This window comes from Chryseobacterium sp. G0162, assembly GCF_003815715.1.
In the GTDB taxonomy this organism is placed as follows: Bacteria; Bacteroidota; Bacteroidia; order Flavobacteriales; family Weeksellaceae; genus Chryseobacterium.
In genome coordinates this window covers 2,507,062-2,529,085 of the sequence record NZ_CP033922.1, presented here as the reverse complement: position 1 = coordinate 2,529,085, position 22,024 = coordinate 2,507,062, and the positions used below count along the sequence as shown (strand labels likewise).

Below are 22,024 nucleotides of genomic sequence, written 5' to 3'. Positions count from 1 at the left end.
AATTGTCACTATAGATTTTAAAAATGGTAAAACAGAGAGAATGGTGATTCTTTATGACCTTCATAACTTTCCTTCTCCAGTTCCCAGCTTCAAATCCAATCCTTAATCAATAAAAAAAGCCTGCATTTCTGCAGACTTTTTCGTTATTTGGAGTACGTTTAGTTCTTTTTCTTCACTTTACTTACCTTCACCTTTTTTACCTCTTCCTTGATGAATGGATATTTCTTTTGCATATCCTTTACCAAAGACGGATCCAGTTCCAAAGCTTTCTGAAGTGATTCTATTCCTTTATCCTGATCTCTAAGGTTGAAAAAACAATTGCTTAACTGATAAAACAGCTCAGCTCTGTGGTGATGCTTTACTGCTGCATTTAAAACAGTAACCGCTTCTTCATATTCTCCTACAAGCATCAGAACTTCTGAGTACGCATACCAGTTGTAAAACCTTGATGGTTCAGCATCTACAAGCTTTTTAAGACAGGCAAGACTTTCTTCAAATTTCCCTGAATCTATGAACAGGAATGCAAGTCTTTTTTGATAATCCAGGTTATTCTCGTTCAACTGGGTAGCCTCTTTAGCAAAATAAAGTGCTTCAGACATGCCGCCCATTTCTTCATATAAATAAGACTGCTCCATCATCGCCAGATAAAACTGAGGGTCTTCTCTCAATGATTTCTGAAATGAGTTTAAAGCTAAAATAGGTTGCTTTAATGCTTTATTACACAGTCCGATTTTATAGAAAGTAAATGCTTTGGTATATTCCAGCTCAAGCATTTCCTCATAGGTTTCAATTGCTTTCTGGTATTGTCCTAAAGCTTCATAGCAAGCTGCTTTATTGGCATATACTCCTACAGAATTTGAATTAATGGCCAATAGATAATCATATCCTTTTATGGCTTCATCAAAATTCTTTCTATTGAAGTAGAATTGTCCATATTCAAACCATGCAGTTTCGGAATAAGGGAATTCATCTAAATATTCATTAAGAAAGGCAATAGCCTCCTCACTCTTATTCAAATCGCTAAAGCACACCATCGCATTTTCCATTGAATATTCATCAGAAGGATCTTCTTTGAGTGCTTTTCTATAATGCTTAAGAGCGTTAAAAGGATCACCCAGATTTACATATTCATCCGCAATAAAGTTGTGAAGGAAATTTTCTTCTTCCTCCAGCGTAAGGGCTTTTTTACAGATTTCAATGGATCTTCTAGGGTTACCCAGGTTCGAATAATACTTGGCGTAACAAACCAAAAAGTCTGTATTCTCCATAGAAGAACCTTTTAACTCATCAATAAGTTCTTTCGCCGTATTATATTCTTCCCACTCCAGAAGAATTTCAAGTTTTTTGATCTTGATATCTAATGAATTGGGATGAAGCTTCAGTCCATAATTAACGGCCATATCGGCGTAATTAAAATCACCAAGCTCCAAATAATAAACAATGATATCTTCCAACTCCTCGGTATCGAAGTAGAATTCGTCATTGTTTTCCATCATTTCTTCGAACTTTTTTACAAGTTCATTTCCAAAATACTCTTCCAATAGTGTCCTCTTTGTCGGCCCAATGCCTGAATTTACTTACAGACCTCGGCAAACTTTATTAATTAATAATATATCTGAAACTGATATTCAAATATTTATGCAAAGTTGCAACTTTTTTTTGAATTTTCCATTTCATAAATTTCTATTATAAAAATAGTAAAAAAAGAAAACCAATAAAAGGATTGTGGATAAAAAAATGGAAATTGGGGTTAAATTCTTACTACAAGCCTTTTTCCGGTTTGTACCTCAGCATTCCATACCGTTTCGATATTTTTTATATCAACCTCTTCAGTTTCTATTTTAATTTTTCCTTCCACAGCTGCTTTAAACATTTCGGGAATAATTTCTGAAAATAAAAGTGCTGATTCTTCTTTTGTCCAACTTCCCAATCCTGATCCAGAAATCCGGATATCTGTTGCTCTGAGAATCTGTGAGGACAATTGAATCGTATCACCGCTCATTCCACCAATAGTAACCAGTTTCGTTGTATGAGAAAATGTTCCATCTCCTTTAAACGCTGATAAAATCATTTCTACAGAATGTCCCCAGATATAATCGATAACAATATCGATAGGACTTTCATTATGAATTTCTTTTATTCTCGTTTTAAAATCTTCGTCACTTAACTGTAAGGAAACAACCTCATCTGCTCCCAATTCACGAAGTGCCTTTAGAGATTCTTCGTTTCGTCCGGTAACAATAATTTTTTTTGCGCCATACACCTTTGCAATCTGAACGGCTATTCTGCCTGTAATTCCTGTTGCTCCATTCACCAGCACAACGTTTCCAGGCTGTATACCGGCTTTGAACTTTAATGCCATTGCTGATCCCATTACCGCATTGGGAAGTGCTGCTGCTATGGAAAAGTCTAATCCTTCAGGAATAGCCACCATCATGTTGGGATTAGCAACTGCTTTTTCTGCAACGGTTCCCTTTTTACTGAAAAAATAGACTTTTGAACCGTTTTCAAGATACCCCACTCCGTCTGAACCTACAATTGTTGGTTTATGGACTTCGCTTTCCGTAGAATAATGTTTCCCGCTAGCTCTTGCTTTATCAAGGTTTTTAATGGATGCTGCCTTTACCGTTACTAATACTTCGTTTTCATTTGTTATTTCCGGCTCAGGACAATCTGCATATTGAGGGATACTTCCTTTTTCAAATACTATCGCTGCTTTCATTGTTTTACATTTTTATACAAAATTATGAAGGGGAAAATGAGGAAGCGATAACATTTGTTATCAGTTGAGGAAACATAGGAAAATGAAAGCGGAAGGCTGAGTTCGCAAGTGTTTTTACTATGTTTTTTTATTTTTTGAATGTTAGGGCAACTTAGCAAACAAGGTAAGCATAGCCTTCATTTCTACATGGCCTGCGAAAAACCTCCTGCTCCAAAACCCGTCTTCCTGCCTAAGAACTCTTCTCTTTCAATATTTTACTCTTTATCCTACTGAGATGCACCGTGGTAATCCCTAAATAAGAAGCAATATAATGCTGGGGGACTCTTTTGATGATCTCCGGCTTTTGCTGAGCAAGATGAATATACCGTTGCTGTGGAGTGTCTTTTATAAATGAAAAGAAATGTTTCATATAATCGAAGATTCTTTCAAAAAGGGCATCCATCAATAGGTTTCTAAGTTCAGGAGTTTCGTAAGCTTCTTCAAGAAATGCTTCTACATCAGGTTTTTTAATTTTATACAAAATACAGGGTTCCACTGTTTCAAAGGAGACCATGCTCGGAAGACCTTTTTTAAAACTTTCCAGGGAAGAGAACATGGTATTTTCCAGGAAAAACTGAAAGGTAACATCTTTACCGTCGTTATTATACCAAGCTCTTACAATTCCTTTTTCCAGATAGAAGGCATTATTTGAAACATCACCTTCATTTAAAAGTACGGTTTTAGCAGGAACTTCCATCCGCTCGAAGTTGCCTAAAAATTTTCTCCATTTTTCTTTCGGAAAGGGAAATTTGTTTTTGATATGTTCAAACATTCGGGGATAAAAAAAGAACGGAGCAAGTCCGTTCTTATGTTTATTTAAATTAAACTTTTAATCTTAGCGATGATATCATCTCCCAATTTATCAGCTTCTTCCTGAGATTTAGCCTCAGTATAAATTCTGATGATTGGCTCTGTATTGGATTTTCTAAGGTGTACCCAATTGTTTTCAAAGTCTATTTTAACGCCATCAACGGTAGAAACTTCTTCGTTCTCATATTCTTTCTCCATTTTACTTAGGATAGCATCTACATCAATTTCCGGAGTCAGTTCAATTTTCTTTTTCCCCATGAAATAGCTTGGATATCCAGCTCTTAGTTCGGAAACGGTTTTATTTTCTTTTGCCAAATGAGTCAGGAATAAGGCTACACCTACTAAAGAATCTCTTCCGTAGTGAAGTTCAGGATAGATAATTCCTCCATTTCCTTCTCCACCAATTACTGCATTTTTTTCTTTCATTAAAGTGACTACATTTACCTCTCCTACAGCACTTGCGAAATATTCTGAATTGTGAGTATGCGCAACGTCTCTCAAAGCACGGCTTGAAGAAAGGTTGGAAATTGCTGCTCCGTTTTTATGTTTTAAAAGATAATCTGCAACGGCTACCAAGGTATATTCTTCACCGAACATTTCTCCTTTTTCATCAATTAAAGCTAATCTGTCTACATCCGGATCTACTACTACTCCAAGATCTGCATTTTCTTTTTTAACCAATTCACAGATGTCCCCTAAATGTTCTTTTAACGGTTCAGGATTGTGTGGAAAATGGCCTGTTGGTTCGCAATATAGTTTAATGGTTTCACAACCTAATTTGTCTAATAACATTGGGATGGCAATTCCTCCTGTAGAGTTTACAGCATCTAATACTACTTTAAAGTTTTTAGCTTTGATTGCTTCAACGTCTACCATTGGCAAATCAAGGATCTGCTTAATATGAATGTCAAAAGCATCATCTCTTGTTTCGTATTTACCCAAATCGTCTACTTCTGCATAATTGAATTCTTCACTTTCTGCTAAAGCAAGAACCTCTGCTCCATTTTCACCACTGATGAATTCTCCTTTTTCGTTTAACAATTTAAGAGCGTTCCATTGTTTTGGGTTGTGAGATGCGGTAAGGATAATTCCTCCATCTGCATTTAGCTCAGGAACCATTACTTCAACGGTAGGCGTTGTAGAAAGACCCAGATCAACCACGTTGATTCCTAATCCCTGTAATGTTGCAGTAACCAGGGAAGAAACCATCTGTCCTGAGATTCTGGCATCTCTTCCGATGATAAGGGTTAAATCTTTTTTATTTTTATTATTCTGAAGCCATGTTCCGAATGCGGAAGCGAATTTTACTACATCAAGAGGTGTTAAGTTATCATTTACTTTCCCTCCTATGGTTCCGCGAATTCCCGAAATAGATTTTATTAACGACATTCTATTTTATTGTTTATTTTCTAATCTACAGATAATATTACTGATAATCTTAATTTTTGTTTGTTCGGAACACCTCTTACTTTGGGAAGGATGAATTTCCCTGGGTATTTTTTTACAATATTAATAAGTCTTTCTTTCACTTTCTCATCAACAATATTTTCTGTTAACACATCAAAAATGTTTCCGGACTCATCTATTGTTATAATCATAACTATCGCACTTGAATAATTTTCTCTTAGAATTTTATTAGGAAATCTAAAATTATTTGCTACAAAATTTCTCAGATCACTATTTCCATTTTGGGGATAAGCGATTTCCTGAATTTTTGTGTAGGTGTATTTTTTTCCTGCGTGTTGACTTATCCCCTCCACAAACACTCCATTACTATATCTGTCTTCATAAGTAATGTCTAGTTCTTTCATATACCCTTTCCATAAGCCATCTTCCTTTCCTTCTTTAAGATTTCCTTCAATAAAAGAACCATCATCATTTTTTGAGAAAAAGAACCCATTTCCTTCTTTTACTGCCTGTATTCCGTCTTCTTTCCAAAAATTGATATATTCCGAATTACCATCTGTATCCGTATATCTTCCTTCCCATTTTAATTGTCCGTTAGGATACCATTTTTTAAATTCTCCGACAGGTTTATTGTTTGTATAATTTTCAACTAAAGAAGTTTTACCATTTTCATAGTAATATTTGAATTCCCCCTCTTTATGAAGATAAAGGTTATCAGAATATGATCCCTCCATTTGCAGAGTTCCGTCATGATAATAGTCTTTTACTGTATAAGGTCCGTTAGTTATTCTTTCAGTCTGAATTACTCTATAAAAACTATATTCTTCAGAACACTTTACTTGCTTCCAAGAGTCATTATAGCATTTTTTTTCCTGCCCAAATAGAATGGAGACAAAAAAAGTGGAGACAAATATAATTATGGTTTTCATGAACTATTTTTTTAAAAAAACTGCTGTTAAGATTACCATGGAAAGATACATTAATTCAAACAAAAGAAGAAAATGTTTTATAATATTTTTGATGAATCTATGAACAGCCACAATCTTTATCGCAGCCTGATCTTTTGGAACTGAACTTATTGGGTGCAAAATTCTTTTTAAGTACCTTGAATAAAGAATAGCAGGCAAATGCTACTATTAACGCAATCAGTATGTATTGAAAAATTAATGAAGAATCCATTACTTTAAAATTTGATATACTATCATCGACACAAAATATGCCAAACCTGTCATCATAGCTACCTGAAAGCCTGTCCATTTCCAGCTTTTGGTTTCTCTATAGACTACTGCAAGTGTAGACACACACTGCATTGCAAACGCGTAGAACAGAAGAACGGAAATTCCGGTCGCAAAGCTGAAGACTTTTTCTCCATTAGGCTTTACATCTCTTCTCATTTTATCAATAACTTTTACTTCCGGAGCATCATCTTCAAGGCTATACAACGTTGACATAGTCCCTACGAAGACTTCTCTTGCTACAAAACTGGTTAGTATCCCTACTCCCATTTTCCAGTCGTATCCCAACGGAACGATTAACGGTTCTATACTTTTACCCATTTTGGCCAGATAAGAATGGTCTAAATGAACGTTTGAAGCAACCATCTCATTGGGTTGTTGTTTAGGTCCAAAATAGCTTAACACCCAGATAATAATACTTACAATGAAGATTATTTTTCCGGCTCCGGTGATGAAATCCCATACTTTACCTAAAACCATTTTAAGATCATATCCAAAAAGCGGTTTTTTATAGGCAGGAAGATCCATTACCAAATAGGTTTTTCCTTTATCTTTAATAAATCTCTTAAGAATTGCTGCAGAGAATAATGCAACTAAGAATCCTAACAGGTACATTCCCATTAGAACCAAAGCTTTATACTTTATTCCTAAAAATGATCCTTCTGAAATGATCAGTCCTATAATGATACTATATACCGGAAGTCTTGCCGAGCACGTCATAAACGGTGTTACCAATATGGTGAGCAATCTTTCTTTAACGTTCTCAATGTTTCTTGTTGAAATGACTGCCGGAATCGCACAGGCTGTTCCTGAAACAAGGGGAACGATACTTTTCCCGTTCAATCCAAAAGGACGCAACAGTCTATCCATCAGGAAGACAACTCTTGCCATATATCCTGAGTCCTCTAACAAATAAAGGAAGTACAGTAAAATACCAATCTGTGGAGCAAACACTACAATTCCTCCGATTCCCGGAACAATTCCATTGGAGATTAGTGAATTAATAGGTCCTTCCGGAAGATGTTCATTTGTAAAGGCTGAGAGCCATGAGAAAAATTCTTCGATCCAGTTCATTGGATATTCTGCCAGAAAGAAAACACTTTGGAAGATGACCAATAAGATTAATAAGAAAACCACATATCCCCAGAATTTATGAACTAAAACTTTATCCAGTTTTTCTGTTAGCAATTCTTTGAACTGCGGTTGCTTTGAAATTACGTTCTCTAATATTTTATCTACGTTCTGATATCTTCTAACGGTCTCCTGAACCTGTAATCTTTTCGGAACCAAACTTTTAGACTGAGAATCATTAATCTGATCCATTACAGATTCTAGTTTATCAAGATCTGTTCCCAATGAAAGGCTCATCCAGGCTTTATATTCATTATCAAAGCCTTTACCAGATACCAATTTCTGGATGAACTCTTTGTGTTCACCAGGTATTTCAAATGAGGCATTTTCTGTTTTTACAAACTCGTTATTATAAACGGCTTCTCTCACTTCATCAATCCCGATCTGCTCCTTGGCATTGGTTTGAATGATCTTAATTCCTAATGCTTCAGAAAATTTCTGAATATCTATGGTGATGCCTCTTCTCTCTGCCTGATCAATCTGATTAACGATCAGAATCATCGGGATCCCAAGATCCTGAATTTGCTGGAATAGAAGCAGACCTCTTTTTAAACTTAGGGCTTCAAGAATATAAACAACTCCTGCGTAATTTTTCTGCTCATCACGAAGGTATTTTGAGAAAATAGCCTCATCTTCTGAACTTGGATAAACGCTGTAAGAACCTGGAAGGTCAATGACTTCAACGTCTTCGTTTTTATGCGTATAGTTTCCCGAATGGCTTGCAACGGTAACACCCGCATAGTTTCCGGTTTTCTGCTTTTTGTTACAAAGTGCATTAAAAACCGTTGACTTTCCTACATTAGGATTCCCAACTAAAAGTATCTGTTTTTTCTTGTTTGCCTGCATTAATTCAATTCTTCAACAATGATATAATCTCCTTCTTCCTCACGAAGAGCAATCCGGCTTTTCTCTGCTCCAAACTCCACATACATCGGTCCATTGAATGGAGCCTGGTACAAAATCCTGAAAACGGTCTCCGGTAGAAGTCCCATTTCAATGATTTTATTGGGCATTTTCAGATGGTCATTATCATATCCCAATATCTTTCCCATTTTGTTTTTAGGAAATCCACTTAATTTATGTAAATCTTTCTCTTTCAAAGCCCTATTTTTTTGTAGTGCAAATATACGCTATTTAAATTTAATCTAAATAACGTTTAGCCTATAAAAAAATCAACCCAAATACATTACTGCACCTGGGTTGATTCGGAATATAATTTAGTTGATATGAATGCTTATTTTTTCTTTTTATCAGAAGAAGCCTGATCTTTTTCAATCGGATTATCATTTGAGTTAAAGTAATCCTTTGTCATTTTTTCTTGTCTTTTAAGTGCATCACCGATGGTTACATCAGATCCCGGCATTTTCATATTCATCATTTCCGGAGTTACTCTTTGTCTGATTTCAGCCATTGGATCCTGCTTAAAGCTAGCATAGGCCTTGTCAAATTTTTCTTTTGTTGTAGGTGTTACTGTGTTGGAAACACCATATTTCGCATTGATCTTATCTGAATAGGATAACTCATCATAATTTTCAATCTTCTTATTCCCGCTTAACATCCAGGAATAGTTTTTCTCGTCATCTTCAATCTTAACGATTAACCCTGGAAGACCGTAGAACTTATAGGGGCCATCCTGAAAAGGAATATCTGAACTAAACCATGCAGTCCATTTTCTGCCTCCATATTCTGTAGTCGCTTTTTGAGTATTGTATTCTCCTATTTTCTGCTTCTCCGGAAGAATATTCCAGGTAAACTTAACAGGGTCATCATATCCAAATAAATTCATGCTTACTCTATCAACATACTGCTCTTTCATTTCCGGATATGTTTTCACAATCTTGTAGGCAAACTTAGGCATCCTGATGAGTTTAGAAATATCTTTCCATGTTTTGGCTTTCTCCATTTCCTCAACAGCGAGCTTGATAATAGAATCCTGAGAAGGAATGGTATAATCCTGATAAATAGATTTTTTAGGAGTAATATCCAAAATCGTTATCAGCTTATCTAGCTTTACAGAGTCTTTTTTGGGCTTAAATGTAAGTTCATAAAAGAATCGGTTAGCCGTTTCTTTAGCTTCCTGAGCATTAGCAAAGGCAAAAAGCGTGATAAGAAATACTGAAAATAGCTTTTTCATTTCTCAAGTTTTATTAATTAGTGATCACTTTGGTGAATTTGTTACAGTTTTTTTTCAATTTTTTTTTAGATGGAAGCAGGAAGATGGAGGGTAGAATTTAATATTGGTCAAACAATAACTCTTTGTATGTAAAAATTATGATTCTCTTAAAACATTTTAAGGCTTAAAATTTTTAACTTTAATCCTCTCAAAAACAAAATATTATGGATACTTTATCACAATTTAAAAATGAGCTGGAAGCCGAATACCAAACCACCAGAAAATTCTTTGAAGCTTATCCTGACGAAAAAAATGACTTTTCCCCTCATGAAAAAAGTATGAAAATGCTGCCTCTCGCTACTCACATTGCTGAAATTTTTGAATGGCCGAACACCATGCTTACCACATCTGAGCTTGATTTTGCCAGTGGGGCCTATCAGCCTAAGCAACTTTCTACGAGAGAAGATCTTCTTCAAACGCTTGATCAGAATTTCAAATCAGGAAAAGAAGCCCTGGAAAATGCCAATGAGAATGATCTTACAGCAAGTTGGGCGCTGAAAAACAATGGAGAAGAACTTGCAAAATGGTCTAAATACGAATCCATTCGCCATGCTTTAAACCAAATTACTCATCACAGAGCACAATTGGGTGTTTATTACAGGATCAATGACATTCCTTTACCGGGAAGCTACGGTCCTTCTGCCGATCATCAGGCTTTTTAAATCTATACTATATCTCAACAAAAAACCAATCCTTTCGGATTGGTTTTTATTTTATTTAAAATTGAATTTTACCGTAAACATGACCTGACTAGGACGGAGCTGCATTGTGGTTTGTTTAATTGTAGCATCTTCTACAGTTACCTTTTCAAATACTTTTCTATCAGCAATATTCATCCATTTCAGTTCAAAATCAACTTTTTTCTTAGTCCAGCTGAATTGATAGGATACATCAAAAAATCCATTGTTAAATTTTGTATCGCCCAATTTTGAATTAATCTGATCCCAATAGAATCCAAGCGTATGACCTTCCAAAGGATAGAAGAATACATTTAAATTATGGGTATATCCTTCTATTTTTCCTAAGTTTCCTGTCAGATAGGCATTAGATTGTTTGCTCCATGTTTTAGTAGCATTAAAATCTATACTCATCCATGAGAAATATGTATTGTTCAACTTAAAGCCTAATGTATTGGCATCAGTCTTATTATCAATCAAATCTGTATTCCTTATCAATTGTGATTTTGATAGACTATTATTAAAGCTAAATGATGCATTGGTTTTAAATTTTGGAAAATATTTTCCTATTTCTGCATAATAGCTATTGCTTGTTCTTTTATTTTCACGCTCTATATATTCAGTCATACTGATCCCTGATGCATTAACGACACTTGAAGCCAATAAGTTATTTTTAGCATCACTTAGCCTATACCCAACATTAAAGAAAAGATTATTAAGTGGATTTCTATATTCCAACCTTACTCCTCCATTTTTTGTAGTAGTCTGAGGTATTGGATTTTCAGGACTCATTATACTGAACCCCCCAGGGCTTGTAAGAATATATCCTGCATAAGCAGTTTGTATATCCCCGAAATTATTACTGATTCCTCCGCTCATACTTGCTTTAAAGAATGATGCAAAAGAGTATTGAGCAAAAATATTAGGGGTAAAGGTCACTTTATTTAAAGACTTTGAAACATTTCTGAACTGGTCTTCTGCTTTTATATTATTAAAGTTAACCGGAAAGCTGGAAAATAAGCTCCATGATTCTGATTTATAGTTTATACCTACTGAAGCAGATGGGTTAACTCTAGTGAACTTTAAATCATTTTCATAAGCCAGGGTACTGAAATCAGGTTTGTTATCCTCTGTAATTGCATCAAAATTAGTAGTTAACTTATCTGTAGAAAAATCAATTCCAACTTGTGGTGTAAACGTCCATCCTTTTGTGGTAAAACTGATATTTGCAGAGTGTGATGTATCTAAACTTTTAATTCTAAAACTCTGTAAAGCAATACTTCCAGGTGCAAATTTCATATTTTTAATTTCATCATCATCTTTCTCTTTATAAGGAATTAGTAAATAATTGGCAGGAGAAATCTCCAATACCTGTTTATCATTCTGATAACTTATATAGGATTTAAAATTGACCATTTTCTCTTTCCATGGAATGATGGTACTTAAGGAGTTCTGAAATGACGAAGTTGGAGACTGCAATGCTTCATTTCCATATCTATATCCAAATTTATCATTTCTCTCTGCAAAGGCTCTATCTGCATTCCAAAACTGGGAGAAAGTTGTTGTATTTTTAAAGAATCCCTTTTTAGCATTCTTTGTGAAAATTAATTCTCCTTTAAGTTTATCTGTATAAAAATTATTCAGAAACCTGGTATTGTACTTTATTCCCTGCTGGATATCTGTAGTTATAGCATTTGACTCTCTTTCCACCGCATTATTAGTATAATTGGCATTGGCTTTAAGTTCCCATTCTTTTTTCTTATCAATATTGGTAAGGTAATTGGCAGAGAGGTAATGTACACTATTCAGCAAATATCTTTTCACAGGAAGATTGGGTGCATCTGCATTTTCTACACTCAGCCAGTTATTCTGGGAAATATTGGATCTCTTCCCTTCCCATCCACTTCCGAATGCCAGAATATTTCCTTCATTTTCCACCTGCTCACCCATATTGTTGGTTTTATAGTTGACTACCCACTGGCTTTTCTGTCCGAAAAACATAGGAGTAAGCTTCACATTCCATAGCCATGGTTCACCAAAACCGGTCCCCACTTCGCCACGGCCGGTCATAGTTACTGAGTTTTTAAGTTTAATATTGATCGCCGCCTGGTCTGAAGGTACTTTATCCTGAAGGATTTTTACCGGCTGGTGATTTTCAAGGACTTCCACTTTTTGTACAGCATCTTTGGGAAGCGAATTATTGATCGTCCCATAACCGCCTTCCATAAGGTCTTTACCGTTAACATAGAATTTATTGATTGCATTCCCCTGATACAAGATGGTTCCGTCTGTATTGACTTCAATCCCGGGAATCTTTTTCATGACATCGGCCAGAGTCCTGTCATTTTTACTGTTGAATGCTTTAAGATCATAGGAAATGGTATCTCCTCTCGCAGTGATCATTTTTGTTTTCAGTTGTACTTCCTTAATTTCTGTAGCTTCAGACTGCATTTTAAAATTCAAGGTCTGATCACTGTTGCTGATTTGCTTTGTAAGCGATTTCAGGTTGAAAGCTTTTACCTTAAGATCCACATTGGATTCCGGAGAAGTGAAAGTAACCTTGTACTCCCCTTTGGAATTCGTTATTCCATAAGCTAAAATGGCATCTTTACCCGGTTCTTCAATGGTTACACTTGCACTCGGTATACCTACCCCATCATCATCCGTAATTTTTCCGGAAATTGTTTTCTGAGCAAAGGTGAATACCGTTATAAAAAGCATCAGAAATAAGGAAATTTTTTTTTTCATATCCACTATTTGAGTAATTAGTTAATCATTGTAGTTTTTCGTTACACTTTCTTTAAAGATATATTTTTAACTGAAAAGTTAAATTGTATCACTATAAAAATAGTTATTATTTGTTTTTCAGCAAAAGAAATAAGTCAATCCGGTCAATTATAGTTTTCTATTCTTTATCTTACCGTAATGGAAATTTATATAAATGAAGAATATTAAAAATCACTAACGAATGAATAACATTTAAATATAAAAATGTTAAAATAAGCACCTTTATATTAAATATTAAAAATTTGGTCATTTTCTTTGAATATAAAATATTCATAAGTAGTCTTCTTTAAAAATAAAATTTAAAAATATTTCCCTAAATTTTGAATTGAAATCGTTTAAGTCTCTTTTAATTCTTAAATTTATTCTCCTTTTAAAAAAAGTTTGTAAGTAAAAGGAATAGTTATACCCTCAAAATGGATTTTTATTCATGGATTTTTATGTTTTTACCCTGAAATTCTATTACAAGGCATTTTTTGTTCATATTGGTAATAAAATTAAACATCGGATAAACAATTGTAAATGTTTATATTTTTTATTTAGACTAAATAAGAAAATTTGAATTGAATCATATATTAAAAAAAAATTAAACACGGGTTCATAAATATTTATTTAATAATTTTGTAACATAAAATTTACAAAATGGGAATTATTTTAAAGCCTATAGATGTTGTCGATGATATTTCTAAAGAGGAATTCTACGAAAAATATCTAAAGCCAAGAAGGCCCGTTGTCATCAAAAATATGGCAAAAAAGTGGCCTGCTTATCAAAAATGGACGATGGAATATATGAAGGAGGTTGTAGGAGATGTGGAGGTCCCTTTATATGACAGCTCAAAGGCAGATCCTTCTGCTCCCATCAATTCTTCGGCGGCCAAAATGAAATTCGGAGATTATATAGATCTTATTCAGAGAGAGCCTACTGATCTTAGAATTTTCCTTTTTGACCCAATAAAATACGCTCCAAAACTTTTAGAAGATTATATTTCACCCAAAGAGCTTATGGGAGGGTTTCTTGATAAATACCCGAATATGTTCTTCGGTGGGAAAGGCTCCGTTACCTTTTTGCATTTTGATATAGATATGGCGCACATTTTCCATACTCATTTTAACGGAAGAAAGCATATTCTTCTTTTTGATTATAAATGGAGAGAAAGGCTGTACCAGATTCCTTATGCAACCTATGCTCTGGAGGATTATGATATTGAAAATCCTGATTTCACAAAGTTCCCGGCATTGGATGGTGTAGAAGGTATTGAATGTTTTCTTGAGCATGGTGATACCCTATTCATGCCTACAGGATGGTGGCACTGGATGAAATATCTTGATGGTTCTTTCTCTATCTCGTTGAGGGCTTGGGATAAATCATGGGCAGTAAAGGCACATTCTTTATGGAACCTTACCGTACAACGAAAGTTTGATGACATTATGAAGTCTAACTTCAAGAACAAGTACATGGACTGGAAGGAAAAGATGGCCATTAAGAGAGCAGAGATCGCTTTAAAAAGAGGCTTACCAAAATAAATCAAAAAAAGACGTTTCAATGAAACGTCTTTTTTGATTTTATCTATTTATTTTCAATTATTTACAGAACCCTAAACACCGGATACTGTTTGAAAGTTTTTTCTTCAAAATAAGGCGAATGTCTGTACACCCAATCCAGTTGGGCCTCTCCATCTTCTGCCAGTCTTTTATCTGATTTCTTTGCCATTTCAAATGCTTCCCTAAGCTTTTGATCTTTTTTGAGTAACTCAGCAGCTGTGTCTTCAAAAATATAGGCTGAATAATATTCTTTCTGAGCCAAGATGCCATCAAAGAAATTCCAGTTAAAAAAAGAATCCAATGCTTCAGGTTCAAGGGTTTCTATAATGTATTTAACTCCAGACTGATGGGTAGAAACAATATAATCACCTGCCGCAAATTTCTGATCTTTTTTGGAGGTCTCTACGGTGGTTTCATAATGCAGATAGTGTCCTTCGTAAGGGTTTTTTACCGTTTTAAAATCTTTGATCTTATAGGACTCCACGGCAATGGTACTGTCCTTCAGGATTGGCTTCATCTGGATGCCGTTTCTCTTAAATTCTTCAATGATCCTGTACTGCGATTGTGGAATAACATAGTATTTAGGAATAGTGATATATCCAGTAGGTACAGCTGTGGTAAAAAGTTTTATATTCTTAGTAAAGGGTTTGTTTCTATCATAATACAGCCTTGGTTTTCCTGAGATTTCGCTTGGTTTATACTTTCCTTCATACCCTTTAAAATCCATAGTTGTATATTGGGTAGAGTCTATTTTCCAACGAATTCCGTACTGTTTGCCGGCCTGGTATTGCTTAAGATTCTCTATACGAAGCTGTTTTATCTTCTGGTAGTCTTTATCAAGATTCTGTACATTGACCAACATATATTTGTAGGTAGCATCTACCCTTTTATCATAAGGCTTGAGCATGTGCGTTTCGGGAACGGTTCCTAAAGAATTGAACAAAGTAGTATACCCTGTAGAATATCTGGGTGAATCTTCGAATGATGCAAAGCCTACTTCCGGAACATCGCCATGAATATTAACATAAGGTGTACTCTCATAACCCAGCTTCTTCATATCATCAAGGTTTTTAGCCTGATAATCATTATAAAAATAGGTTCCTAATGTATTTCCTAACCGTTCTTTAAAGGTTGAGATATAGGTAAAAGTATATTGGTAATCTGCTCCATTACTAACGTGGTTATCAATAAAAACATCGGGTTTCAGCCATTGATAGATTTCCTGAAAGCTTTTAGCATTTTTAGAATCTGCTTTAATGAAGTCTCTGTTAAGATCATAGTTCCTTGCATTTCCTCTGAATCCATATTGCTCCGGACCATTCTGATTAGCTCTGGAATATGATCCCCTGTTCAGCATCCCACTGACATTATAGGCTGAAATAGCAGCGATGATAAAGTTTTGTGGAGTTTTAATCTTTTTCGTGGCTAAATCTCTCATCAGCATCATGGTAGCATCAATTCCGTCCGGTTCACCCGGGTGAATTCCGTTGTTGACAAAGAGAATAGCTTTATCTTTTCTCAGTTTTTCGGGATCTTTTTCAGGAAAAGGATTGTATATAACAACATAAATAGGCTTTCCGTTGTCATCTTCTCCTTTTTTAAGATACTGAATGGTATTAAAATTTTTGGCCAGATCCTGATAATAGGCATTCATTTCATCATAGGTAACAGTTTGGTTACCGTTTCCTTTTTCAAAAGGGGTCTGGAATGATTTCTGAGCAAAAAGAAGAGAAGAACTTAAGGTAAGCAGGAGATATTTCAGTTTCATTATTGACATAATTTTCAGGATTTAAAATTAATCAATATGATCCTGCCAAAAAAGCAAAATATACATCAATATAGTATTTTTTCTGCTTCCTGTCCAATGATAAGGGGATTAGAGATTTCTTGATTTGACCTCTTTATTGACTAAATTTAAATTGATAAACAAAGGAGCCATCGTTACAGGCATTACAATGAATGGAGTAAATGCTGCAAAGGGAAAGCCTTTCGCCCCTTTTATGACCAGAATTGTAATAAATGCTATAATGCCTAGTATAAAAACAATTCCAAAGCCAATAGAAACTCCTCTGAATGTATTTCTTTTTTTAAGCAGCTCTTCATCAGATAATTGTTCGTAGATATTTTTCTTCATAGCGGATCGTTTTTACAAATATAGAAGGTTTCAGGGATATAAAATACGAAAAGAAGAGAGGAAATCACTAAGTTTTAAAGTAGGCGCAATCCAACAAGATTAGTGCCTACGAACAAAAGGAAGAACACATTAATTTATGATCCTTGAAAAGTTTAATTCCTTATCTATCATCTATTTAACATATCGCCATTCCTTCCTTTTTCATTAGGATATAATGAGGGAAGCGGATCACTTTGCCAGAATTCATTGGTATCAATATCCATGATGGATAATGCACCTGTAAATGCAGCTCCGGTATCCATATTCCAGATATTGGCTTTATTGGTTGGAGTTTTACTTCCAATATACAGCGTTGGAGTATGTCCGATAAATATTTCCTTATAAAGAAGCAGCCTTTTGGGATATAACATGGAGTGCTTTTCCAGTTTCTTATCCATGGCTACAGCTGTTTCCCAAAGGGTTCTGTCCCAGCGGTAATTGCTGGAATACACTTCTTTTTCAGGTCCGTGCATGGACGAGTATCCGGCATGAATAAACAGACGGTTCTGGTCATCAACGTGATAACTTTTCATACGCTGGAAAAACTCAAGATGTAACTCTTGATCTTCCTGAGAATAATTCTCATAACTGTCTACCGTACTTTTCCCGCCATTGGAAAGCCATACACCAGGCCCTTCTCCACGGGCTAACCAATCTTCACACCATACGTCATGATTTCCTTTGATAAAAATACAGTTGTTCTTTTCGGAAAGTTCTATTAAAGTTTGAATAACCTGGAAAGATTCACTCCAACCGTCTACATAATCTCCAAGGAAGATCAGCTTGTCATTTGGGGCCACTTCAGCCCTTTCAAGTACCTGTTCTAATGCTCTAAATCCGCCGTGAATGTCTCCTATTAATAATGTTCTGTTCATTTCATGCTTTAGTTGGTGAAAAGATAAGCCATTATCTTTAAATAATGGCTCTTCCAGTTCAACACTGCTATTTTTATTATTTTGAAATGTATTTCGGATCTATAAACTCTGTGAGCCATACTCCATTAGCGGATTGGAAAAAGAATAAGCCATCCTCATGCATTTTTCCGGTTCTGATCGTCAGGATTATAGGTTTACCGTGTCTCATTCCTACTTTCGTAGCGGTCTCTTTATCAGCGCTTAAGTGTACATGCTGGCGGGTTCTTTTTTCAATTCCTTTTTCTAAAATGGAGGAAATATTGGCTTCAGCCGTTCCGTGATATAAAAACTCAGGCGGTTGTAGAGCTTCCAAAGCTAAATTGATGTCGATAGAATGTCCCTGGCTGGCTCTGATTTTTGTTTTATCATCATTAAAGGCAAATCTTTTTTTATTATTGGTTTCAACCACCTCATCTAATTCTTCAAAAGAAAAATGTACTCTTTTTTTTGCTGATTTTGCTCTCAGCTCTTCTACATCTGCCCAACCGTTTTCATCCAGCTTTAAGCCGATAGTTTCAGGTTGATGCCTCAAAATAAGGCTTAAAAATTTACTTATTCTTTTTGTTTCTATTTCGTTCATTGGTTTTTGTTTTAATTAAGCATTATAAAATTCCGGGGAAAAGGTCACTATAAATCCTGTTGTTTTATTGATTTCCTCTACATATTGATCAAAATAATAAATCTCCGGTGATATTGAAAGCATTACAAATGATTTTTCATACAGATAAACCCACAAACAAGCTTCAGCGGGCCCCCTTCCTTTAAGGACATTTTGAATTTCGATTCTACTGATCTTATTCAGAGGAACTAATAAGGTTCTCTTTTGATCCGTAAACCCCAGCAGGCTATTTTGACGATCCATCCAAAGTAAAGACTTATCCTTTAAAATATTCAATACTTCATCCGGTGTCTGAAATAAATAATCCGGCGAATAATGAACATGACAATCTCCTAATTCTACCACTTTATTGATATCTATTCTTCCTATATATTGCTGCAAAGGGAAATTCTGAATATCATTATCGGAATCATATTTGGAAAACATATTGAGAATAGCTTTTAGGAAAGATTTCATTCGCTTATAGGGTATTTATGGTTTAACTTTTCACATAGCTATCTCAGGCAAGGTTTACCAGTTTATCAAACAACAGTTTCATTCCCTGTGTGGCTGTTTCTTTCATCACTACTGCTCTTTGCCCATAACCAAAACCTGTTTCATTAGGATTGATAACAATTAAAAGACAATCATCTTTGATATCGTGGATCAGGCCCGCAGCCGGATATACCTGCAAAGAGGTTCCAATAACCAACAAAATATCTGAATCTTTTACTATTTCTCTGGCATCCTGATATAAAGGAACATCTTCCCCAAACCAAACGATAAAAGGCCTCAACTGAGCTCCGTCTTCTGCTTTATCTCCTATCTTAATATCGTCTTTCTGCTCATAGATCAATCTTTTATTATTGCATGAGCATGATTTGAACAATTCTCCATGGATGTGAAGGATCTTGGTGGAACCGGCTCTTTCATGCAGGTCATCAATATTTTGGGTGATGATCTGAACATCAAAGTATTTTTCCAGTTCTGTCACCAATTTGTGGGCTTCATTAGGTTGTACTTCATGAAGCTGACGTCTTCTCTGGTTGTAAAATTCCAATACCAAGGTTCTATCTTTTCTCCATCCTTCCGGACTGGCTACATCGGTTACATTATGATTTTCCCAAAGGCCGTCTCCATCTCTGAAGGTTTGTATTCCGCTTTCAGCACTGATTCCCGCACCGCTTAATATGGTTAGTTTTTTCATTGGTTTTAAATTTTTGTTTTTGTACACTGTGGTTTTTAGCCACGAATGCACGAATATAATTGATTCTAAAGAGGAGACTTTAAAAGCTTTTTATAAATCTCTTCATTTTCTTCATCAAAACACACAAAAATAACTGTCTCTATACTATTTGAGCGAAACTTTCTTACTTCATTAATAGCTATTTCTCCTGCCAGATCTTTTGGAAATTTATAAATTCCTGTGCTGATATTGGGAAAAGCTATGGTTTTCACTCCAAAACTTTCTGCCAACAGTAAAGAGTTCTTATAACATTCTGATAAAAGCTTTAAACTCTTTTCTTTATCATTATTCCAGACTGGTCCTACAGTATGGATGACATATTTTGCAGGAAGATTTCCAGCTGTTGTCACTACTGCTTCTCCTGTATTGCATTTACCTTGTCTGTTTCTGATCGCCATGCATTCTTCCAATATTTTTGGTCCTCCTACTCGATGAATAGCTCCATCTACACCTCCTCCTCCCAATAAGGAAGAGTTGGCTGCATTGACAACAGCCTCTGCATGAATCTTTGTGATGTCTCCTTTTATAACTTCAATTTTCATTGTATTTCTTCAAATGGTTTCAGCATCTCCTCTTTTTTTGTAAGCACTGCAAAAACCACTCTTTTAAATTTGTTCTTATATTTTCCGTGAAGATATTTTTTGAACAGTCCGGCGATTTCTTTCGGATCATTTTTGAATACGCCACAACCCCAGGCCCCTAAAATAAGGGTTTCATTTCCCTGGTGTAAGGCCAGTGCAAGCATCTTATCTGTCCTAATATCCATTGCTCCCAATATCTCATTTTCTCTTTGGGGTTCCTGTCGCTTTACAACCCCTGCATTCACTGCCGGAGAAGTAATGAAATTACATAGTACCGGTTTCGATAGCAATTCTCCTTTATCCTTTCTGAAAACAGGAACTTTAGGGCTGTAAATCATCGTATCCGTGTAAAAGCAAGAGGTCATACTGCGATGTAATGTATAATAATCTTCTGCCATTAACAGGGTTTCATACAATCCCGAAGTTCTTGCTAAGCTTTCTTCCTGCGCTTCGGCTCCATTGATAAATCCGCCACCCGGATTTTTTGCTGAGGCAAAATTCAGGCACATTACTTTTTCCGGATCTTCTTTTTGTGTTAAGTCTAAAATAGCCTTTAGTGAACTACAACACCAGGTTTCAAATTGAGTTTCAAAATGAGTTTCCGGCATTGGAGCAGCTGTGAGCTCAGAAAGTTGTTCCGGGGTGAAAAGAACGGTTTCCTTTTTACTGATTTCCAGCTCTTTTCCTATATCTATTCTTTCGTTTTCCGTATTTATATAATATTTCCTGGCCAGGATATCCAATGTATCTTTTGCCATTCCTTTATTTGTCATGATTCTTTTTTTTTTAGCCACGAATGCACTAATTTTTTTTAGGTTTATGGGTCGTTTTAAACTTCATAATGATTGCATTATCTTTTTTATTCGTGCATTCGTGACACTATTCATTTAATTCTTTTTTGGTCACGAATGCACGAATATTTTTACAATCCTATGGATTCGTGGTGGTTGTTTTTAAAGTCTTTACCAGACCTTCTATTTCGTTATTTGCAGATCCTTTAAAATCCTTTCCTACAAATACTTTGAAGACCTCTATATTTCCAATGATAGCCTGATTGAATGCTGCCAGTTCTTCTGAAGGAACCCACAATTCATTATGATTTCTGGCTCCTACGTTCTGTGCCGGATACTGATTGGCAACATCTTCCAACACTTCAAAACGGGTAACAAAACCAAGATAGTTTCCAAACTCATCTCTGGTATTCCATTTCTCAGCAATTTCCGAAGCATAATCTTCATCCAGAACCGGGTAAAAAATGGGCTGCCATTCCAGTCTTGGAGGAAATTTTTGATATCCGTTCTCAATAATAAGAACCATTTCCTTTTCTCCTACCGGTCTGTACAATCTTGTTGTTTTCATTTTGTTCATTTTAATTTTCTGATCCTATTCTCCGGGCAATTTCTTTGGATAATGGATATATTTTTTCTGTCGGTAATAGTTTTTTTGCCTTATTATATTCTCCCTTCTTTGTAAGATCTAAGATCTTTTTTACTAAAGGGGAATAATCTTCTATTTTTACGATCCAGTCTTCATTAAATTCTTCTATCAGATAACGGCTGATTCCCACCTGAATGGAGCGGTATTCAAGTTTATTTCCTTTGATATTCCTTTCCGGGTCCCATTGTACATACACTTTGGCATTTTCAAATGCTTCTTCCCAGGTTTTGGGATTGGGATAAACTCTTTTTTCAGGAGAGGTTAAAATCGCCAGTTCCAGTGCTTTTTCCCATGCTTCCCTTTTAATATGGATGGCAAGAGTACATTCCTGGTTGGATTTTTGTCCGTAATTGCTCCGTTCCATCATCCAAAGAAAAGAAGGCTTAATCCATGTCATTCTGCTGAATGAAAAAGGAGTACTGAACTTCTGATTTTCAACGGCAGTTTTTGCAATAGCTTTATTATAAGCCTGATAGACCACTATCGTATCACGGGTATAATCTGCTCTTATTTCAAATTCTTTCATTACTTATTAATCAAAATCATGTATACTTC

The 22,024-nt window shown here is 35.4% G+C and carries 21 protein-coding genes; 2 read left to right on the top strand and 19 right to left on the bottom strand.

The genetic code is table 11. From position 1 onward, the window contains the following. Positions 1 to 158 precede the first annotated feature (158 nt). The 8 genes from EG344_RS11605 to EG344_RS11570 form a co-directional block, all read right to left on the bottom strand. A complete protein-coding gene (locus EG344_RS11605) occupies positions 159 to 1,541 on the bottom strand; it encodes a tetratricopeptide repeat protein (protein ID WP_123909569.1) in 1,383 nt (460 codons plus the stop codon). Positions 1,542 to 1,750: 209 nt separating this feature from the next. Continuing rightward, complete coding sequence (locus EG344_RS11600; protein WP_123909568.1) at positions 1,751 to 2,722, bottom strand: zinc-binding alcohol dehydrogenase family protein; 972 nt, start codon at positions 2,720 to 2,722, stop codon at positions 1,751 to 1,753. 229 nt (positions 2,723 to 2,951) lie between these two features. Beyond that, a complete protein-coding gene (locus EG344_RS11595; protein ID WP_123909567.1) occupies positions 2,952 to 3,533 on the bottom strand; it encodes a Crp/Fnr family transcriptional regulator in 582 nt (193 codons plus the stop codon). A gap of 44 nt (positions 3,534 to 3,577) precedes the next feature. Next, a complete protein-coding gene (gene glmM, locus EG344_RS11590) occupies positions 3,578 to 4,960 on the bottom strand; it encodes a phosphoglucosamine mutase (RefSeq protein WP_123909566.1) in 1,383 nt (460 codons plus the stop codon). A gap of 20 nt (positions 4,961 to 4,980) precedes the next feature. Then, a complete protein-coding gene (locus EG344_RS11585; RefSeq protein ID WP_123909565.1) occupies positions 4,981 to 5,907 on the bottom strand; it encodes a toxin-antitoxin system YwqK family antitoxin in 927 nt (308 codons plus the stop codon). 249 nt (positions 5,908 to 6,156) lie between these two features. Then, positions 6,157 to 8,190: a ferrous iron transport protein B gene (feoB, locus tag EG344_RS11580; RefSeq protein WP_123909564.1), complete on the bottom strand. Its 2,034-nt coding sequence runs from the start codon at positions 8,188 to 8,190 to the stop codon at positions 6,157 to 6,159. Beyond that, a complete protein-coding gene (locus EG344_RS11575) occupies positions 8,190 to 8,396 on the bottom strand; it encodes a ferrous iron transport protein A (RefSeq protein WP_045501762.1) in 207 nt (68 codons plus the stop codon). Before EG344_RS11575 ends, feoB begins: the two co-directional genes overlap by 1 nt. A 182-nt stretch (positions 8,397 to 8,578) precedes the next feature. Next, positions 8,579 to 9,478: a GLPGLI family protein gene (locus EG344_RS11570; RefSeq protein WP_123858367.1), complete on the bottom strand. Its 900-nt coding sequence runs from the start codon at positions 9,476 to 9,478 to the stop codon at positions 8,579 to 8,581. A 203-nt stretch (positions 9,479 to 9,681) separates the two neighbouring features. Here EG344_RS11570 and EG344_RS11565 point away from each other — a divergent pair, with 203 nt between their 5' ends. Then, the gene (locus EG344_RS11565) at positions 9,682 to 10,179 is read left to right on the top strand and encodes a DinB family protein (protein WP_123858368.1); all 498 of its coding nucleotides are present in this window, start codon (positions 9,682 to 9,684) and stop codon (positions 10,177 to 10,179) included. Between the two features lie 51 nt (positions 10,180 to 10,230). Here EG344_RS11565 and EG344_RS11560 read toward each other — a convergent pair whose 3' ends face one another. Next, on the bottom strand, positions 10,231 to 12,942 hold the full coding sequence (locus EG344_RS11560; RefSeq protein WP_123909563.1) for a carboxypeptidase regulatory-like domain-containing protein: 2,712 nt from the start codon (positions 12,940 to 12,942) through the stop codon (positions 10,231 to 10,233). A 678-nt stretch (positions 12,943 to 13,620) separates the two neighbouring features. Between EG344_RS11560 and EG344_RS11555 the strand changes: the two genes are divergently transcribed. Continuing rightward, a complete protein-coding gene (locus EG344_RS11555) occupies positions 13,621 to 14,502 on the top strand; it encodes a cupin-like domain-containing protein (protein ID WP_123909562.1) in 882 nt (293 codons plus the stop codon). Positions 14,503 to 14,563: 61 nt separating this feature from the next. Here EG344_RS11555 and EG344_RS11550 read toward each other — a convergent pair whose 3' ends face one another. The 10 genes from EG344_RS11550 to EG344_RS11505 all read right to left on the bottom strand — a co-directional run bounded on the left by EG344_RS11550 (position 14,564) and on the right by EG344_RS11505 (position 21,995). Further along, on the bottom strand, positions 14,564 to 16,288 hold the full coding sequence (locus EG344_RS11550; RefSeq protein WP_123911808.1) for a hypothetical protein: 1,725 nt from the start codon (positions 16,286 to 16,288) through the stop codon (positions 14,564 to 14,566). A 108-nt stretch (positions 16,289 to 16,396) separates the two neighbouring features. Further along, positions 16,397 to 16,654, bottom strand: coding sequence for a hypothetical protein (locus EG344_RS11545; protein WP_123909561.1), 258 nt, complete (start codon positions 16,652 to 16,654; stop codon positions 16,397 to 16,399). 167 nt (positions 16,655 to 16,821) lie between these two features. Continuing rightward, the gene (locus tag EG344_RS11540; protein ID WP_123909560.1) at positions 16,822 to 17,568 is read right to left on the bottom strand and encodes a metallophosphoesterase family protein; all 747 of its coding nucleotides are present in this window, start codon (positions 17,566 to 17,568) and stop codon (positions 16,822 to 16,824) included. A 76-nt stretch (positions 17,569 to 17,644) separates the two neighbouring features. After that, positions 17,645 to 18,187 carry an RNA 2'-phosphotransferase gene (locus EG344_RS11535; protein WP_123909559.1) on the bottom strand — a complete coding sequence of 181 codons (543 nt, stop codon included), beginning with the start codon at positions 18,185 to 18,187 and terminating at the stop codon, positions 17,645 to 17,647. Between the two features lie 15 nt (positions 18,188 to 18,202). After that, positions 18,203 to 18,682 (bottom strand): hypothetical protein, encoded by a 480-nt coding sequence (locus EG344_RS11530; protein ID WP_123909558.1) that lies wholly within the window; start codon positions 18,680 to 18,682, stop codon positions 18,203 to 18,205. 43 nt (positions 18,683 to 18,725) lie between these two features. After that, a complete protein-coding gene (locus EG344_RS11525) occupies positions 18,726 to 19,412 on the bottom strand; it encodes a Sir2 family NAD-dependent protein deacetylase (RefSeq protein ID WP_123909557.1) in 687 nt (228 codons plus the stop codon). Between the two features lie 65 nt (positions 19,413 to 19,477). After that, on the bottom strand, positions 19,478 to 19,993 hold the full coding sequence (locus EG344_RS11520) for an O-acetyl-ADP-ribose deacetylase (RefSeq protein ID WP_123909556.1): 516 nt from the start codon (positions 19,991 to 19,993) through the stop codon (positions 19,478 to 19,480). Further along, entirely contained in the window at positions 19,990 to 20,805 is an 816-nt protein-coding gene (locus EG344_RS11515; RefSeq protein ID WP_123909555.1) for a TIGR02452 family protein, read from the bottom strand. The genes EG344_RS11520 and EG344_RS11515 overlap by 4 nt, the downstream gene beginning before the upstream one ends. Before the next feature lie 157 nt (positions 20,806 to 20,962). Next, on the bottom strand, positions 20,963 to 21,391 hold the full coding sequence (locus EG344_RS11510) for an ADP-ribosylation/crystallin J1 (RefSeq protein ID WP_123909554.1): 429 nt from the start codon (positions 21,389 to 21,391) through the stop codon (positions 20,963 to 20,965). 10 nt (positions 21,392 to 21,401) lie between these two features. Continuing rightward, positions 21,402 to 21,995: a DUF4291 domain-containing protein gene (locus EG344_RS11505; RefSeq protein ID WP_123909553.1), complete on the bottom strand. Its 594-nt coding sequence runs from the start codon at positions 21,993 to 21,995 to the stop codon at positions 21,402 to 21,404. Positions 21,996 to 22,024 lie beyond the last annotated feature (29 nt).

What these genes read in the sequence shown, in the direction of transcription:
- EG344_RS11600 (WP_123909568.1), bottom strand. Translation starts at nt 2,722, where the DNA reads ATGAAAGCAGCGATAGTATTTGAAAAAGGAAGTATCCCTCAATATGCA.
- EG344_RS11595 (WP_123909567.1), bottom strand. Translation starts at nt 3,533, where the DNA reads ATGTTTGAACATATCAAAAACAAATTTCCCTTTCCGAAAGAAAAATGG.
- glmM (WP_123909566.1), bottom strand. Translation starts at nt 4,960, where the DNA reads ATGTCGTTAATAAAATCTATTTCGGGAATTCGCGGAACCATAGGAGGG.
- EG344_RS11585 (WP_123909565.1), bottom strand. Translation starts at nt 5,907, where the DNA reads ATGAAAACCATAATTATATTTGTCTCCACTTTTTTTGTCTCCATTCTA.
- feoB (WP_123909564.1), bottom strand. Translation starts at nt 8,190, where the DNA reads ATGCAGGCAAACAAGAAAAAACAGATACTTTTAGTTGGGAATCCTAAT.
- EG344_RS11575 (WP_045501762.1), bottom strand. Translation starts at nt 8,396, where the DNA reads ATGGGAAAGATATTGGGATATGATAATGACCATCTGAAAATGCCCAAT.
- EG344_RS11570 (WP_123858367.1), bottom strand. Translation starts at nt 9,478, where the DNA reads ATGAAAAAGCTATTTTCAGTATTTCTTATCACGCTTTTTGCCTTTGCT.
- EG344_RS11565 (WP_123858368.1), top strand. Translation starts at nt 9,682, where the DNA reads ATGGATACTTTATCACAATTTAAAAATGAGCTGGAAGCCGAATACCAA.
- EG344_RS11560 (WP_123909563.1), bottom strand. Translation starts at nt 12,942, where the DNA reads ATGAAAAAAAAAATTTCCTTATTTCTGATGCTTTTTATAACGGTATTC.
- EG344_RS11555 (WP_123909562.1), top strand. Translation starts at nt 13,621, where the DNA reads ATGGGAATTATTTTAAAGCCTATAGATGTTGTCGATGATATTTCTAAA.
- EG344_RS11550 (WP_123911808.1), bottom strand. Translation starts at nt 16,288, where the DNA reads ATGAAACTGAAATATCTCCTGCTTACCTTAAGTTCTTCTCTTCTTTTT.
- EG344_RS11545 (WP_123909561.1), bottom strand. Translation starts at nt 16,654, where the DNA reads ATGAAGAAAAATATCTACGAACAATTATCTGATGAAGAGCTGCTTAAA.
- EG344_RS11540 (WP_123909560.1), bottom strand. Translation starts at nt 17,568, where the DNA reads ATGAACAGAACATTATTAATAGGAGACATTCACGGCGGATTTAGAGCA.
- EG344_RS11535 (WP_123909559.1), bottom strand. Translation starts at nt 18,187, where the DNA reads ATGAACGAAATAGAAACAAAAAGAATAAGTAAATTTTTAAGCCTTATT.
- EG344_RS11530 (WP_123909558.1), bottom strand. Translation starts at nt 18,682, where the DNA reads ATGAAATCTTTCCTAAAAGCTATTCTCAATATGTTTTCCAAATATGAT.
- EG344_RS11525 (WP_123909557.1), bottom strand. Translation starts at nt 19,412, where the DNA reads ATGAAAAAACTAACCATATTAAGCGGTGCGGGAATCAGTGCTGAAAGC.
- EG344_RS11520 (WP_123909556.1), bottom strand. Translation starts at nt 19,993, where the DNA reads ATGAAAATTGAAGTTATAAAAGGAGACATCACAAAGATTCATGCAGAG.
- EG344_RS11515 (WP_123909555.1), bottom strand. Translation starts at nt 20,805, where the DNA reads ATGACAAATAAAGGAATGGCAAAAGATACATTGGATATCCTGGCCAGG.
- EG344_RS11510 (WP_123909554.1), bottom strand. Translation starts at nt 21,391, where the DNA reads ATGAAAACAACAAGATTGTACAGACCGGTAGGAGAAAAGGAAATGGTT.
- EG344_RS11505 (WP_123909553.1), bottom strand. Translation starts at nt 21,995, where the DNA reads ATGAAAGAATTTGAAATAAGAGCAGATTATACCCGTGATACGATAGTG.